Origin of the sequence: Burkholderia sp. Bp9099 (genome assembly GCF_003857805.1) — a bacterium.
Classification (GTDB): Bacteria; Pseudomonadota; Gammaproteobacteria; order Burkholderiales; family Burkholderiaceae; genus Burkholderia.
On record NZ_QTPU01000021.1, the window covers coordinates 131,069 to 146,589 of the forward strand.

Annotated in this window: 14 protein-coding genes; 8 read left to right on the forward strand and 6 right to left on the reverse strand. The window is 67.9% G+C overall.

What is annotated here, in order from left to right:
- Both DIE17_RS24350 and DIE17_RS24355 read left to right on the forward strand, forming a co-directional pair.
- On the forward strand, nucleotides 1–2,292 hold the full coding sequence (locus DIE17_RS24350) for an FUSC family membrane protein (RefSeq protein WP_124487527.1): 2,292 nt from the start codon (nucleotides 1–3) through the stop codon (nucleotides 2,290–2,292).
- Nucleotides 2,293–2,596: 304 nt separating this feature from the next.
- A complete protein-coding gene (locus tag DIE17_RS24355; protein WP_124487526.1) occupies nucleotides 2,597–3,964 on the forward strand; it encodes an amino acid permease in 1,368 nt (455 codons plus the stop codon).
- Nucleotides 3,965–4,128: 164 nt separating this feature from the next.
- Here DIE17_RS24355 and DIE17_RS24360 read toward each other — a convergent pair whose 3' ends face one another.
- The gene (locus DIE17_RS24360) at nucleotides 4,129–4,290 is read right to left on the reverse strand and encodes a hypothetical protein (RefSeq protein WP_124487525.1); all 162 of its coding nucleotides are present in this window, start codon (nucleotides 4,288–4,290) and stop codon (nucleotides 4,129–4,131) included.
- Between the two features lie 243 nt (nucleotides 4,291–4,533).
- On the opposite strand from DIE17_RS24360, the gene DIE17_RS24365 reads away from it, so the two are divergent.
- The 3 genes from DIE17_RS24365 to DIE17_RS24375 are packed head-to-tail and all read left to right on the forward strand — an operon-like array spanning nucleotide 4,534 to nucleotide 8,021.
- On the forward strand, nucleotides 4,534–5,577 hold the full coding sequence (locus tag DIE17_RS24365) for a Fe(3+) ABC transporter substrate-binding protein (protein ID WP_124487524.1): 1,044 nt from the start codon (nucleotides 4,534–4,536) through the stop codon (nucleotides 5,575–5,577).
- Entirely contained in the window at nucleotides 5,567–7,243 is a 1,677-nt protein-coding gene (locus tag DIE17_RS24370; protein ID WP_124487523.1) for an iron ABC transporter permease, read from the forward strand. Before DIE17_RS24365 ends, DIE17_RS24370 begins: the two co-directional genes overlap by 11 nt.
- A 4-nt stretch (nucleotides 7,244–7,247) precedes the next feature.
- The gene (locus DIE17_RS24375; protein ID WP_124487522.1) at nucleotides 7,248–8,021 is read left to right on the forward strand and encodes an ABC transporter ATP-binding protein; all 774 of its coding nucleotides are present in this window, start codon (nucleotides 7,248–7,250) and stop codon (nucleotides 8,019–8,021) included.
- A gap of 94 nt (nucleotides 8,022–8,115) precedes the next feature.
- Here the strand turns inward: DIE17_RS24375 and DIE17_RS24380 are convergent, their stop codons facing one another.
- From DIE17_RS24380 to DIE17_RS24395, 4 genes are all read right to left on the reverse strand, one after another.
- Entirely contained in the window at nucleotides 8,116–8,586 is a 471-nt protein-coding gene (locus tag DIE17_RS24380; RefSeq protein ID WP_044848024.1) for an Lrp/AsnC family transcriptional regulator, read from the reverse strand.
- A 289-nt stretch (nucleotides 8,587–8,875) separates the two neighbouring features.
- Nucleotides 8,876–9,517, reverse strand: coding sequence for an NAD(P)-dependent oxidoreductase (locus DIE17_RS24385; protein ID WP_124921381.1), 642 nt, complete (start codon nucleotides 9,515–9,517; stop codon nucleotides 8,876–8,878).
- A 139-nt stretch (nucleotides 9,518–9,656) separates the two neighbouring features.
- On the reverse strand, nucleotides 9,657–10,112 hold the full coding sequence (locus DIE17_RS24390; protein ID WP_124487520.1) for an Rrf2 family transcriptional regulator: 456 nt from the start codon (nucleotides 10,110–10,112) through the stop codon (nucleotides 9,657–9,659).
- Between the two features lie 90 nt (nucleotides 10,113–10,202).
- Nucleotides 10,203–10,631, reverse strand: coding sequence for a hypothetical protein (locus tag DIE17_RS24395; RefSeq protein WP_124487519.1), 429 nt, complete (start codon nucleotides 10,629–10,631; stop codon nucleotides 10,203–10,205).
- A 194-nt stretch (nucleotides 10,632–10,825) separates the two neighbouring features.
- Here DIE17_RS24395 and DIE17_RS24400 point away from each other — a divergent pair, with 194 nt between their 5' ends.
- The 3 genes from DIE17_RS24400 (at nucleotide 10,826) to DIE17_RS24410 (ending at nucleotide 14,758) form a co-directional block, all read left to right on the forward strand.
- Nucleotides 10,826–11,161 (forward strand): hypothetical protein, encoded by a 336-nt coding sequence (locus tag DIE17_RS24400; protein WP_124487518.1) that lies wholly within the window; start codon nucleotides 10,826–10,828, stop codon nucleotides 11,159–11,161.
- 253 nt (nucleotides 11,162–11,414) lie between these two features.
- Complete coding sequence (locus tag DIE17_RS24405) at nucleotides 11,415–12,608, forward strand: ammonium transporter (RefSeq protein WP_124487517.1); 1,194 nt, start codon at nucleotides 11,415–11,417, stop codon at nucleotides 12,606–12,608.
- Between the two features lie 191 nt (nucleotides 12,609–12,799).
- On the forward strand, nucleotides 12,800–14,758 hold the full coding sequence (locus DIE17_RS24410) for a PhoX family phosphatase (RefSeq protein WP_124487516.1): 1,959 nt from the start codon (nucleotides 12,800–12,802) through the stop codon (nucleotides 14,756–14,758).
- A 160-nt stretch (nucleotides 14,759–14,918) separates the two neighbouring features.
- On the opposite strand, the gene DIE17_RS24415 is transcribed toward DIE17_RS24410, so the two are convergent.
- Nucleotides 14,919–15,497 carry a type II secretion system protein gene (locus DIE17_RS24415; RefSeq protein ID WP_044848034.1) on the reverse strand — a complete coding sequence of 193 codons (579 nt, stop codon included), beginning with the start codon at nucleotides 15,495–15,497 and terminating at the stop codon, nucleotides 14,919–14,921.
- Nucleotides 15,498–15,521: the final 24 nt, after the last annotated feature.

Consider the following 15,521-nt stretch of genomic DNA (forward strand, 5'->3'; position numbering starts at 1 on the left):
ATGCGCTATTCGGTCGAAATCAGAAAGTTTTTCTACAGCCAGTACTTTTTCGGCGGCCTGCGGATCGCGGTCGGCGTATCGCTGCCGGCCGTGCTGTGCCTGATCGTGTTTCACAACCGGGAGCTCGGCTTCACGATCTCGACCGGCGCGCTCGGCGCGTGCGTCGTCGACATGCCGGGCCCGCTGAAGTACAAGCACAACGAAATGCTCGCGTGCAGCGTGATCGGCTTCCTGGCCGCGCTCGCGACCGGCCTCGCCACGCCGAACATCTTTGCGCTGTGGCTGACGATCGTGCCGCTCACGTTCGTGCTGTCGCTGATCGTCGTCTACGGCAACCGCTGGCCGCAGATCAGCTTCGCGACGCTGTTCATGATGGTGATGACGCTCGAGGAGAAGTTCACGCCGCTGCAGGCGTTCATCAATGCCGGCTGGATTCTCGCGGGCGGCCTCTGGTACACGTACTGGGCGACGCTCGTGTCGCAATGGCAGGCGCGCCGGATCGAGCAGCAGGCGCTCGCCGAAAGCCTGTTCGCGTGCGCCGACTACCTGCTCGCGCGCGCGCGGTTCTACGATCTCGACGCCGATCTCGACGAGTGCTACCGCAATCTCGTCGCGAAGCAGATCACCGCGGTCGAAACGCAGGAAACCGCGCGCGACATCGTGTTGCGCAACCTGCCGAAGCTGCGCCGCGGCAAGCTCGATCCCGGCCGCGCGACGATGTACAACCTGTTCATCAACAGCGTCGACCTGCACGAACTGTTCGTTGGCGCACACACCGACTATCCGCTCATACGCAACACGTTCGGCGGCTCCGACCTGATCATTTTCTATCGCGACCTGATCTGCAAGGCGGCCGCCGATCTCGAGGAGATCGGTCTCGCGGTGCTCGAGAACCGCGCGCCGCATTCGCGCATCAGCGTGAAGGCCGAACTGCGCGCGATCGAGTACGAGATCGAGCTGATGCGCAAGAAGAGCTTTCCGGCCACCAACGCGGAAGCTTACGCGGCCGTGCTCGCGACGTTCCGGCGCATCTGGAGCGCGACGCGCCTGATCGACCGGATGCGCCGCAACCTGTCGGGCCATGCCGACCCGCAGCAGACCGAACTGAAGATCGACAAGGCGCTCACGCGCTTCCTGCAGCGGCGCCGGATGTCGCCGCTGCTGATCTTCTCGAACCTGAACATGCGCTCGCCGAGCTTCCGCCACGCGCTGCGCGTGACGATCGCGGTCGCGGTCGGCTTCTGGCTCGGCCGGCTGCTGCCGCTCACGAACGCGTACTGGATCGTGATGACGACCATCATCATCCTGAAGCCCGGCTACTCGCTCACCAAGCAGCGCAACGCCCAGCGTATCGTCGGCACGCTGATCGGCTGCGCGGCGAGCATCGCGCTGATCTACACGGTCAAGGAGCCGCACCTGCTGATCGCGATCATGTTCGGGTCGATGGTGATGAGCTACAGCCTGCTGCTGTTCAACTACGCGGCGAGCGTCGTATTCACGTCGTCTTATGTACTGCTGATGTTCCACCTGCTCGCGCCGGGCAGCATGCGGATCATCGGCGAGCGCGCGATCGACACGGTGGTCGGCTGCATGATCGCGATCGCCGCGAGCCGCCTGTTCCCGTACTGGGAATACCGGCTGATGGGCAAGCTCGTCACCGACATGCTGACGTCGACCCGCAAGTATTTCGAGGCCGTCTGGCGCGCCGGGCGCGGTGCATCGCCGCCGCCGGTGCCGGCCGCCGACGGCGCGGCGGTCGTGCCGGTCGTCGCCGCGGCGATCGAGACACCGGCCGCCACCCTCGACGACGACTACCGCTACCGCCTTGCGCGCAAGGACGTGCACATCGCGTTCGCGAACCTCGGCCAGGCGTTCCAGCGGATGATGATCGAGCCGAAGGCGCACCAGCGCTTCGTGCCCGAACTGAACGACCTGCTCGTGCAGACGCACGTGCTCGGCGCGCAGATCACCGCCGCCGCACCGCTGATCCGGAGCGCATGCGCGGCCGACGCGCACCTCGTCCACGACGATGCGCTGCGCCGCGGCCTGTCCGCCGTGCTCGAGAATCTCGAGAAGGCGGAAGCCGGCGAGCCGCCGCCGGCCGACCAGCTCGACGCGACGAAGCAGATCACGCGTGACCTCGACGCGATGGTCGTGTCCGCGGAAAAATCCGACGCGGTGGGCGCCGAGCTCACGCACGACCTGAAGGTGCTCGCGCACCAGTGCAAGCAGATGCTCGCGTCGTCGCTGCTGATCCGCAAGGACGCAAGCGTCATCCGCCTGCCCGCATGACGGCATGAAGTTGTCCCGCCGCCGGCCGCCCGCGCATGCAGGCCGGCCGGCGGCGCGCCCCGCTCCCGCAATCCCCTTCCGACGCATGCTCCGCCCGCCCTGCCCGCCCCAGACGGCCCGCGCGCCCGCCGCGCGATGGCCCCACGCCCGATTCCGCCGGTTGCGCCAGTCAGGGAATACCCGATTCCGGTCACATGGCCCGGCTTGTTATCATTCGTTCACATTTAAGTTGTATATACAACTTGAGCAATCGGGACCGGCCCCGCTCGCCCGGTCCGTCGCATAAAACGATATCGGAGACTCGATGAAAAACTTGCAGCGCCACCTGAGCGCGCGGCACATCCGCTTTCTCGCGCTGGGCTCGGCGATCGGCACCGGCCTGTTCTACGGCTCGGCGTCCGCGATCCAGCTCGCGGGCCCGGCGGTGATCCTGGCCTATATCCTGGGCGGCGCGGCCGTCTACATGGTGATGCGCGCGCTCGGCGAGATGGCCGTGCGCGAGCCCGTCGCGGGCTCGTTCGGCCACTACGCGACGGAAAACCTCGGGCCGTTCGCGGGCTTCGTCACCGGCTGGACCTACACGCTCGAAATGGTGATCGTCGCGATCGCCGACATCACCGCGTTCGGCATCTACATGGGCTTCTGGTTTCCGGACGTCCCGCAATGGATCTGGGTGCTCGGCGTCGTCGCGGTCATCTGCGGGCTGAACCTGTGCCACGTGAAGGTGTTCGGCGAGCTCGAATTCTGGCTGTCGATCATCAAGGTCGGCGCAATCGTCGCGATGATCGGCGGCGGCGTCGCGATCCTGCTGAGCGGCATGCATTTCGGCCATTCGGCCGACGCGCCGACGTTCGCGAACCTGTGGAACCACGGCGGCTTCTTCCCGAACGGGATCGGCGGGTTGATCGCGTCGCTGTCGGTCGTGATCTTCGCGTACGGCGGCATCGAGGTGATCGGGATGAGCGCCGGCGAGGCGAAGGACCCGGAGCGCGTGATTCCGCGCGCGATCAACGCGGTGCCCGCGCGCATCCTGCTGTTCTACGTGCTGACGATGGTCGTGCTGATGTCGATCAGCCCGTGGACCGGCGTCGGCAGCGACGGCAGCCCGTTCGTGCAGATCTTCTCGGCGCTCGGCGTGAAGTCGGCCGCGACGATCCTCAACCTCGTGGTGATCAGCGCGGCGATCTCGGCGATCAACAGCGACATCTTCGGCGCGGGCCGGATGATGTTCGGGATGGCGCGGCAGGGCCAGGCGCCGCGCGTGCTGATGACGACGTCGCGGCACGGCGTGCCGTGGGTCACGGTGCTCGTGATGGCCGGCGCGCTGCTGGTCGGCGTGCTGCTCAACTACCTGATGCCGAAGGACGTGTTCCTGGTGGTCGCGGCGATCGCGACGTTCGCGACCGTGTGGGTGTGGCTGATGATCCTGCTGTCGCAGGTCGCGATGCGCCGTCGCCTGTCGAGCGCGGAAGTCGCGGCGCTGAAGTTCAAGGTGCCGCTGTGGCCCGTCGCGCCCGCGCTGACGATCGCGTTCATGGGCTTCGTGATCGTGATGCTCGGCTGGTTCGAGGATACGCGTGTCGCGCTCTACGTCGGCGCGGCATGGCTCGCGCTGCTCGCGGCCGTGTTCTACGCTCGGATCCGCCCGAAGTTTGCGCCTGCGTCACGATGACGCACGCCTGATCCTTGCATGCGGCGCGCCGGCTTCGGCGCCCGCGTCTCTCCCGGCGTAACGCGGCGCTTCGCGCGTCGCCCGCCGCCGCTTCCCTCTTCCCACCCACACATCGCTGGCCGCCCGTCCGGGCCGCGCAGCGATCATGCACATCCGTCGCAGCGTCAGTGCGACGCGGCGCTCGCGGCCTCGGCCGGATGGGCCTCGTCGTACGCACGCTTCTGCGAGATCGCGTTGTACAAGATCGTCCCGATCACGAACAGCACGACCACGACGATCAGGATGCTCACGTTGCGGACAGGGTTCTTCTTGCGCTGATCGTTCATGGTCGGTGCGGCTCCGTCGAATTCGTTGAAGCGGGCATTCTACGCGCTTGCGCCCGTGCCGCGACGCCCCGTCGCCGTGCCCCTCCCCGTTCCTTCCGCAGCACTTTCCATCACCTTTCATTTGATAATCATTCCCATTTCGATCTAGAATCCTAAATCTTTCGCTTTGTAATGTTTCGGGTCGCTCGGGCGGCAGGCTCGCCCCGGAACGCTTCCTCGTCCGCCTGCCTCATCGGAGTCTCCATGTCGAATCCGCGCACATGCCTGCTGCCGCTCGCCGGCGCCCTCGCCCTTGCCGCCGCCACATTCGCGCCGCTGGCCCACGCGGCCGAGGAAGTGAGCCTGTACACCACCCGCGAACCGAAGCTGATCCAGCCGCTGATCGACGCGTTCACGAAACAGAGCGGCGTCAAGGTCAATACGGTGTTCGTGAAGGACGGCCTGCTCGAGCGCGTGAAGGCGGAAGGCGCGCAGTCGCCGGCGGACGTGCTGATGACGGTCGACATCGGCAACCTGCTCGATCTCGTCGACGGCGGGCTCGCGCAGCCGGTACGCTCGAAGGTGCTCGACGACGCGATCCCCGCGAACCTGCGCGGCGCGCAGGGCGACTGGTACGCGCTGTCGCTGCGCGATCGCGTGCTGTACGTGGAGAAGGACCTGAAGGTCGACGCGTTCCGCTACGAGGATCTCGCCGATCCGAAATGGAAGGGCAAGGTCTGCATCCGCTCCGGGCAGCATCCGTACAACACGGCACTCGTCGCGGCGATGATCGCGCACGACGGCGAAGCCGCGACCGAAAAGTGGCTGCGCGGCGTGAAGGCGAACCTCGCGCGCAAGGCGACGGGCGGCGACCGCGACGTCGCGCGCGACATTCTCGGCGGCATCTGCGACGTCGGCCTCGCGAACGCGTACTACGTCGGTCACATGAAGAACGCGGAAGCCGGCAGCGACGCGCGCAAGTGGGGCGACGCGATCAAGGTCGTGCGGCCGACGTTCGCGAACGCGAAGAGCGGCGGCACGCACGTCAACATCAGCGGCGCGACGGTCGCGAAGCACGCGCCGCACAAGGCCAACGCGGTGAAGCTGCTCGAGTACCTCGTGTCGCCGGAAGCGCAGGCGCTGTATGCGCAGGCGAACTACGAATACCCGGTGCGCGCGAACGTGAAGCTCGATCCGGTGATCGCGAGCTTCGGCACGCTGAAGGTCGACCCGCTGCCGCTGGCCGACATCGCGAAGCACCGCAAGGCGGCCAGCCAGCTCGTCGACAAGGTCGGCTTTGACAACTGATGCAGCGTTCGTCCGCGCGCGCCGCCGGCCGCTCGGTTCGCGCGCGGGCAGCCTCTGGCTGGGCGCGGCCGTCGCGATCGCCGCGGTGGTCGCCGCGCCGCTCGCGGTGCTGGTCGCCGCCGCGCTCGGCGCCGATCTCGCGCACTGGCAGCACCTCGCCGAATTCGTGCTGCCGCAGGCGCTCGTCAATACGCTGCTGCTGCTCGCGGGCGTCGGCGCGATTGTCACGGTCGTCGGCACCGGCTGCGCGTGGCTCGTCACCGCGTACGATTTTCCGGGCCGCCGGATGCTGACCTGGGCGCTGCTGCTGCCGCTCGCGGTGCCCACCTACATCGTCGCGTTCGCGTATCTCGACCTGCTCCACCCGATCGGCCCCGTGCAGGGCGCGATCCGCTGGCTGCTCGGCTTCGACAGCCCGCGCCAGTTCCGCCTGCCCGACCTGCGTTCGCTGCCCGGCGCGATCTTCGTGCTCGGCTTCGTGCTGTATCCGTATGTGTACCTGAGCACGCGCGCGATGTTCGTCACGCAGTCCGCGAGCCTGCTCGAAGCCGCGCGCACACTCGGCGCCGGACGCATCGCGACGTTCTGGCGCGTCGTCGTCCCGCTCGCGCGGCCCGCGATCGCGGTCGGCGTGAGCCTCGCGCTGCTCGAAACGCTGAACGACATCGGCGCATCGGAATTCCTCGGCGTGCAGACGCTGACCGTATCGGTCTACACCACGTGGATCACGCGCTCCGATCTCGCGGGCGCCGCGCAGATCGCGCTCGCGATGCTCGCGATCGTGGTCGGCATGATCGTGCTCGAACGCCACGGGCGCCGCCGCCAGCGCTACGCGCACGGCCGCCGCATGCGCCCGCTCGCGCCACGCAAGCTGACGGGCGCGGCCGCGTGGAGCACCGCCGCGCTCGGCTGGCTGCCGGTGCTGCTCGGCTTCGGCGCGCCGGCCGCGTACCTCGCGGTCGAGACCGGCAAGCGGCTGCATCTCGTCGGCGGCGTATCCGCGCAGTTGCTGACCGGGCTTGCGAATACGCTGACGATCGCCGCCGCCGCAACGATCGCGACGCTCGCATGCGGGCTGGTCGTCGCGTGGGCGGCGCGCGCGCAGCGCGACAGCGCGCGCGCGGGCCCGGCCCGCGTGTGCGCGCGAATCGCGAGCCTCGGCTACGCGGTGCCGGGCACCGTGCTCGCGATCGGCCTGCTGATCCCGTTCGCGGCCGCCGACCGGCTGCTGGGTGCCGCGCTCGGCCGCGACGGGCTGCTGCTGATGGGGTCCGCGGCCGCGCTCGTGATCGCGTACACCGTGCGCTTTCTCGCGATCTCGGCCGGCAGCATCGAAGCCGGCCTCGCGCGCATTCCGCCATCGCTCGAACAGGCCGCGCGCTCGCTCGGCGAGACGGCCGGCGGCACGCTGCGCCGCGTGCACCTGCCGCTGCTGCGGCCCGCGCTCACGACGAGCGCGCTGCTCGTGTTCGTCGACGCGATGAAGGAGCTGCCGGCGACGCTGCTGCTGCGTCCGCTGAATTTCGACACGCTCGCGACCTGGCTGTATGCGGAAGCCGCGCGCGGCACCTACGAGGAAGGCGCGGTCGCCGCGCTCGCGATCGTGCTGGCCGGGCTCGTGCCCGTGATCCTGCTCGCGCGCACCCGTCACAAGATCGGAGCCTGACACCGTGAACCTGCTCGAACTCGACGACCTCTGCGTCGCCTACGATACGCCGCACGGCCGCCGCACGGTGGTCGACGGGCTCAGCCTCGCGCTGCCGCGCGGCGACATCGGCTGCCTGCTCGGCGCATCGGGCTGCGGCAAGACCACCGTGCTGCGCGCGATCGCGGGCTTCGAGCCCGTGCGCATGGGACGCATCGTGCTGGACGGCACGACCGTCTCGGCGCCGTCGCTCGACGTGCCGCCCGAGCGGCGGCGCATCGGCATGATGTTCCAGGACTATGCGCTGTTCCCGCACCTGAGCGCGGCCAACAACGTCGCGTTCGGCCTGCGGCGCATGCCGAAGGCCGAGCGGCGCGCCCGCGTCGCGGACCTGCTCGAACTCGTCGGCCTCGCCGCGTCAGGCAGCGCGTATCCGCACGAACTGTCGGGCGGCCAGCAGCAGCGCGTCGCCCTCGCCCGCGCGCTCGCGCCGTCGCCGGAGCTGCTGCTGCTCGACGAGCCGTTCTCGAATCTCGACGTCGATACGCGCGAGCGGCTCGCATTCGAGCTGCGCGACATCCTCAAGCGCACGGGTCACACCGCGATCCTCGTCACGCACAACCAGGCTGAAGCGTTCGCGATCGCCGACCGGATCGGCGTGATGAAGGACGGCAGGCTCGCGCAATGGGACACGCCGTACGCGCTGCATCACCATCCGGCCAGCCCGTTCGTCGCGGAGTTCGTGCGCCGCGACGCGCTGGCGGACGAACGCGCACGCGCCATGTCGCGCGGCCGCTGAGCGGGCCATTACGACGACGTCGGGCCACGGCGGCGGGAACCCACAACCCACCCGCACCGACGCGATGCGCCACGACGCATTGCCGTCCCGCGCGCTACGCCGGCTCGGCCAGATCGCGCACCGGCAGCGCGGTCGAATACTTGATCTGCTCCATCGCGAACGACGAGCTCACGTCGAACAGCGGCACCGCGCGGATCAGTTGCTTGTACACGCGATCGAAATCGTCGATGCCGGCCACCACCACCCGCAGCAGATAGTCGGTCTCGCCGCTCATCCGGTAGACCTCGACGACTTCCGGCATGTCGCACACGACCTGCGTGAAACGCTGCGCCCACTCCTCGGTGTGCTGGTTCGTGCGGATCGCGACGAACACGGTCGTGCCGACCCCGAGCTTGCGCGGATCGCACAGCGCGACCTGCGCGCGGATCGCGCCGGTTTCCTTGAGCCGCTGCACGCGCTTCCAGCAGGGTGTCTGCGACAGGTTCACGCGCTGCGCGAGTTCCGCGATCGGCAATGTGGCATCTGCCTGCAACAGCTCCAGCAGCTTGCGATCGATGGCATCCATTTACCCAGTCCCTCGTAGATAGAAATTTTTTCTATGCATCCTGCATGACGGGGAACAATATGGAAACCGCTGCGCGGCGTCGACCGGGATAAATACCAATCAGGCGGGGAAGGATCCGCGTCGCGCACGGATCGCGTGCACGTCGGTCCATGAATCATCGGCGCCCATACGAAAACGGGCGATTCCACCCGTCGAGATGGAATCGCCCGTGGTCACTGCGGCTGCGCTGCCCGCCGCGCGCCGCTCACGGCGAATGCGGCACTTGCGTGCCGCCTCGCCACGATGCCGCTCAATACGCGACGGTCGCGATCTCGCGCACGAAGCTGTCTTGCTCGAGCGCATCGACGAACGCGACCGCGTAGTCTTCCGCCGAGATCTTGCTGTTGCCCTGCGCGTCCACGATCAGCTTGCCGACGCCCGTGCGGAACGTGCCCGTGCGCTCGCCCGGTGCGATCAGCGCGGCCGGCGCGAAGAACGTCCAGTCGAGGTCGCCGACCGTCTTCAGATAGTCGAGCGCATCGCGGTGCGCGAGCGCGACCGCCTTGTACGCGTCCGGGAAACCATCGGTGTCGACCAGCTGCTTACCCGGCGCGACCTCGAGCGACCCGGCGCCACCCACCACCACGAGCCGCTTCAGGCCCGCCTGGAGTGTGCTTTCCACCAGCGCCTTCGCCGCGGCGACGACCTTGGCGGGATCGTCCTGTTTCGGGCTGTACGCGCTGGCGACGACGTCGTGGCCCGGCAGCGCGGCCGCGATGCTGGCCGCATCGAACAGGTCGGCCGCCTTCGCGGTGATGCCGTCGGCCGCCGCCGCCGGATGGCGCGACAGCGCGGTCACGCGATGGCCGCGGCGCGCGGCTTCGGCGGCAATGCGCGAGCCGATCATCCCGGTGGCGCCAAACAGTGCGATGTTCAAGGAACGTTGCGTCATGTCGATTCTCCAGAAATAAATAAGTAACTACAGCAATTACATATAAGACCGAAAAAAAACGGAGCCGCACTCCGTCGTGCCGGGCGCCACGCAATGCGCGCCATCCGGCCTCCTGCCCTGCCTCATCCGCTGCCTGCGCTCAGCCGCTCGCGTTCCCCGCCGGCCGGCCGCGCTGCTCCGATGCGAGCACGTCGGCCGTGACGTCCGCGAGCGTGCGCGTGGCAAGCGATGCTTCCATCGCGCGCTGCGCGTCGCCGATATAGTCGATCAGCACGCCCTGGATGTGCCGCCCGACGAGACACGCGGGATTCGGCGCCTCGCGGTGCAGCGCGAACAGCTGCGCGTCGTCGACCGCGCGATACACGTCGAGCAGCGTGATCTCGCCCGGCTCGCGCGCCAGCAGCGCCCCGCCGCCCGCGCCGAGCTGCGACGTGGTCAGCCCCGCGGCCGCCAGCATCGACAACAGACGGCGAATCAGCGCCGGATTCGTGTTCACGCTGCCCGCGATGATGTCGGACGACAGCGGCGCGCCTTCCTGCATCGACAGCAAGGCGAGCACGTGAACGGCAAACGCGAACCGGCTGCTGGTATTCATTCCTCACTCACTCGGCGACGCCGGCCCGAACGGCAGCCGGCGACAATGTGTAACCACTATAATTACATTTCGCGAATTGCGCAAGGCCCGCTACTCGCCGCTGGCCGGCTTCGCACCCGACGCGTTCTGCTGACTCCACTGCTGAAGCTTCTTGCCGGCCTCCGCGATCTTCGCGCCGGCTTCCGATGCCGCGTGCGCGACGACCGCGGAAGCGGCCGCATCGATCTGCGCCTGCGCAGCGGACGCGAGGCCGCTCGCGGACAGCGGCGGCACGGCCGATGCCGCGCTCGCGATGCCGGCCTTCGCGGCGTTGATCTGCTGGTTGACGGTGCTCGCCACCTGGTCGAGCGCCTTGGCCGCGTTGTTTGCGGCATCGGCGGCCGCGCTCGCGGCCGTATCGGGTTGCGTGGCCGGCGTGCCGGACTTCTCGCAGCCTGCGAGCAACAATACCGCGCCGACGGCCGCGGCCGCCAGCACGGACCCGGGCATGCGACGCGCCCGCGAAGTCTTCATCTTCATCAGCAATCTCCGGCCGTGCGCCGCACGGCCTGCAGGGTTGGACCGGTGTCGATGATACCGCCTGTGGAACAGGGCCAATGCCGACTCCCGATTAAAAATGCCTTTCAATTTCGGACTTGTCTGATTCAATCGCACGCGCGCCAGCACTAAAGTGAGCACGCTTCCATCCGCTCCACCCGCTTTCCGCTTTCTTCATGGCTTTCCTCATCGACTGGTTCATCACGCTGGCCGCCGTGCTCGCCGCCACCCTGTTCCTGTGCCTTCGCTCACCCTCCGCGGCACGCCTGCGTGACGCCGGGCGCCCGCGCCGCGTCGCCTGCGCCCGGCTGCTCGTGCAGGCGGTGATCGGCTTCTGGACGGCGGCGCTGATCGTGCTGCAAGGCATCCTCGGCCCCGCCGGCGACGACCAGTCGTACGCGGGCCTCGCCGCGCTTTCGTTCGCGGCGCTCGGGCTCTCGGCAGTCGCCGCCTACTGGTCCGCGAGCGCGTGGCGGCTGCGACGCCCGCGCGCGCTGTTCGCGCGCCGCTGACGCGCCAGACCGGTGCATCGCGGCGCACCACGCCGCACCGCGGCGCGCATCACACGCACCAGTTGCGCACGTACCGCACCACACACGTGCATCCGTCACGGCATTCGCGCCGCACGCGGCCTGCCCCGTCATCGTGCAGGCATCACCGGAATGCCGCACCAAACGGCGCTTCGCACCAATTGCACGCAACCGTTCACCAAGTTGGCTCGATACTTGCATTCCTCGCCCGTTTTTTGCGCAAGGAAGCCACGGCATGGATGGTCTGAAATCCGGCGTCGATACACTGTTCCTGTTGATCGGCGCCGTCATGGTGCTCGCGATGCACGCGGGCTTCGCATTTCTCGAGCTCGGCACGGTCCGCAAGAAGAACCAGGTCAACGCGCTCGTGAAGATCCTGGTCGACTTCTCGGTGTCGACGCTCGCGTACTTCTTCATCGGCTATACGATCGCGTACGGCGTCGAGTTCTTCGACGACATCGGCACGCTGTCGCAGCACAACGGCTACGCGCTCGTGCGCTTCTTCTTCCTGCTCACGTTCGCGGCGGCGATCCCCGCGATCGTGTCCGGCGGCATCGCGGAGCGCGCGAAATTCAATCCGCAGCTCGTCGCGACGCTGATCATCGTCGGCTTCATCTATCCGTTCTTCGAAGGGATTGCATGGAACGAGCGCTTCGGCGTGCAAGCCTCGCTCACGCATGCATTCGGCGCGCCGTTCCACGATTTCGCGGGCTCGGTCGTCGTGCACGCATTCGGCGGCTGGGTCGCGCTGCCGGCCGTGCTGCTGCTCGGCGCCCGCCACGGCCGCTATGCGAAGGACGGCCGGATCGCCGCGCATCCGCCGTCGAACATCCCGTTCCTCGCGCTCGGCGCGTGGGTGCTCGCGGTCGGCTGGTTCGGCTTCAACGTGATGAGCGCGCAGACGCTCGACAAGATCAGCGGCCTCGTCGCCGTGAACTCGCTGATGGCGATGATCGGCGGCACGCTCGCCGCGTGGATGGCCGGCCGCAACGATCCGGGCTTCACGTACAACGGCCCGCTTGCGGGCCTCGTCGCCGTCTGCGCGGGCTCCGACGTGATGCACCCGATCGGTGCGCTCGTCACGGGTGCCGCGGCCGGCGCACTGTTCGTCGCGATGTTCACCTGCGTGCAGAACAAGTGGCGCATCGACGACGTGCTCGGCGTGTGGCCGCTGCACGGCATGTGCGGCGCGCTCGGCGGCATTGCGGCCGGCGTGTTCGGGCAACCCGCGCTCGGCGGCCTCGGCGGCGTGTCGTTCGTGTCGCAGCTGATCGGCACGCTCGGCGGCATTGCGATCGCCACCGCGGGCGGCACGCTCGTGTACGGCGCGCTGAAGGCGACCGTCGGGCTGCGCCTCGATCGCGAAGCCGAATTCGACGGTGCCGACCTGTCGATCCACCGCATCTCGGCGACGCCCGAGCGCGACTGAGCGCAAAGGCTTGCGACCGGCGTCCGGCAGCCCGCCTGACGGATGCCCGACACATCATTACGTTTTCTATTCAAAAAACTTTCATCTAGCGTCCCTACACTTCTGTCCAGTTTTCAACTTGCCTTCGCCTTGCTTGCTGATCGCCTGCTTCGCGGAAGGCCATTCTTCCAATATCTGAAACTGGACTCCACATGCCCGCGTTGCCCAATGCTTCCCGTCGTCAGGCCCTGAAGATCCTCGCCGGCGCGCCCATGCTGCCCCTCTCCGGCCTCGCGCTGCCGGCCCTGCTGACCGGCTGCGGCGGCGACGACAACCCGGTGGCGGCGACGCCGGCCGCCGCGTACACGTCAGCGGCGTTCTCGGCGATGGCCGCGCCCACGCTCGACAACGCGGCCGCGATGGCCACGACGACGGTCGGCTCGACGCTGTCGGTGTCGTTCTCGGACGGCTCGTCGCGCAACTTCAAGCTCGCGTACCGGCCGTTCTTCGTGACGGGCGACATGGTGCCGGACGGCAAGGGCGGCACGACGCTCGCAGGCGGCTATTACGACATCAACAACCAGCCGATCATCGACCGCTCGGTGGCGGGCAAGGAGCGCCAGTTCTACTCGGACTGCCCGGACGGCAGCTCGCTGCTGACGCTGAAGAACGCCAGCGTCGCCGGCGTGAAGGGCAACACGGTCTTCGCGGTCGTGCAGTTCGAATACACGACGCGCGACCAGGCAAGCGCGTCACAGTACGGCCAGCTGCCGTCGCCGATCGCGGTGATCACGCTCGACCAGGATCCGTCCAACGGCGCGCTGAAGGTCGTCAAGTATCACAACGTCGACACGTCGAAGGCGCACGGCCTGTGGATCACGTGCGGCGCGAGCCTGTCGCCGTGGGGCACGCACCTGTCGAGCGAGGAATACGAGCCGGACGCGACGAAGGCCGCGACCGACGCGCAGTTCAAGGCATTCAGCCGGAACACGTTCGGCGACGAGACGAAGGCGAACCCCTACCACTACGGCCACCTGCCCGAGATCACGGTGAATCCGGACGGCACCGGCACCGTGAAGAAGCACTACTGCCTCGGCCGCATCTCGCACGAGCTGATCCAGGTGATGCCGGACCAGCGCACCGTGATGATGGGTGACGACGCCACCAACGGCGGCCTGTTCATGTTCGTCGCCGACAAGGCGGCCGACCTGTCGGCCGGCACGCTGTACGTCGCGAAGTGGACGCAGACGTCGTCCGCCGGCGCGGGCAGCGCGACGCTCACGTGGATCAAAATCGGACACGCGACGAGCAGCGAGATCGAGACGCTCGCGAACACGCTGAAGGCGTCGGACATCATGGACCTGACGACGACCGACCCGAACGACGCGAGCTACACGAAGATCCACTTCGGCGGCAAGTTCAACTGGATGCGCGTGAAGCCCGGGATGGAAAAGGCGGCCGCGTTCCTCGAGACGCACCGCTACGCGGCGCTGATCGGCGGCAGCATGGCGTTCACGAAGCTCGAAGGCACGACGGTCAACGCGAAGGACAAGATCGTCTACACGGCGATGTCGCGGATCGAGACGTCGATGGTCAGCGGCAATGCGGTGTCGCGCGACGTCGCGGTGGACAAGAAGATCGCCGCGGGCGCCGTCTATGCGCTGAACCTGAAGGCCGGCCAGCGCGACAAGTCGGGCAACGCGATCGACAGCGAGTGGGTGCCGGTCGACATGAGCGCGCCGGCCGCGCTCGTCGGCGAGGACCTCGCCGCGGCCGATGCGCTCGGCAACCTCGCGAACCCGGACAAGATCGCGAACCCCGACAACCTGAAGTTCTCCGAAAAGCTGCGCACGCTGTTCATCGGCGAAGACTCGGGCATGCACGTGAACAACTTCCTGTGGGCGTACAACGTCGACACGAAATCGCTCGCGCGCGTGCTGTCGTGCCCGGCCGGCGCCGAATCGACGGGCCTGCACGCGGTCGACGAGATCAACGGCTGGACCTACGTGATGAGCAACTTCCAGCACGTGGGCGACTGGGAGACGCCGCTGCACGACAAGGTCAAGGCGACGCTCGACCCGCTCGTGCGCGCGAACTACAAGGACCGCTTCGGTGCCAGCGTCGGCTACCTGACCGCCGAGCCGACCAGCATCAAGCTCGCGAAGGCCTGAGCCACCTAACCGGGCGTCCCTGGCCGGGCGCCCCTGGCCGGGCGCCTCTTTCTTCATCACGTTTCATTCGTCGGCGCTCCACGCCGTTTTACGCGCGATGCCCGTTGCGGGCGTCGCGCTTTTTTGCGTGCGGCCTGTATCGCGTGGTGCCGAATCCGCGTCAACGCAGGCCCGTCGGCACCTGTCCGGGCAGCGAGCCGCCCGGAAAACCGGACAGGCTCGGCGCACTGGCCGGCCGCGCCGGCGCCGCCGGCGACGCTTCGTCAGCCGATGCGGCCATACCCGGTGCGAGGTAAAGAAACTTCCATTGCCGATAGGTTTCGAGGCCCTCGAAGTCCCTGTATCGATCCGGAAATCCGGCACGCTTGATCGGCGCGCCATCCGAGCTGCTGGATACGCCGTAGAACCGGTCGGCCCGCCACAGGAACGACCAGTCGTTCTTGCCGCTGACCGGATCCGGATATGCGCGGCGCAGATGATGCATGGGCGTGGCAAAGCGCGTATCGTCCAGCAGGTCGTCGACCGTTTGCGGATATACGCGCCCGACACGGTAGTACGCGACGATGGCCCTGCGGTACTGGTCGCCGACGAACAGCAGTTGCCGCTCCTGTTCGCGGCGCCGCTGCAGCGACCAGACGTCCAGCGCGCCGGCCAGCGCGATCGACATCAGCATCAGCGCGATCAGCAGCGCGAGCAGCACGAGCCCGCGCTGCCGCCCGCCGCGCAGGCGGGCATGCATCGCACGCGCGCGCGCGGCCCGGCC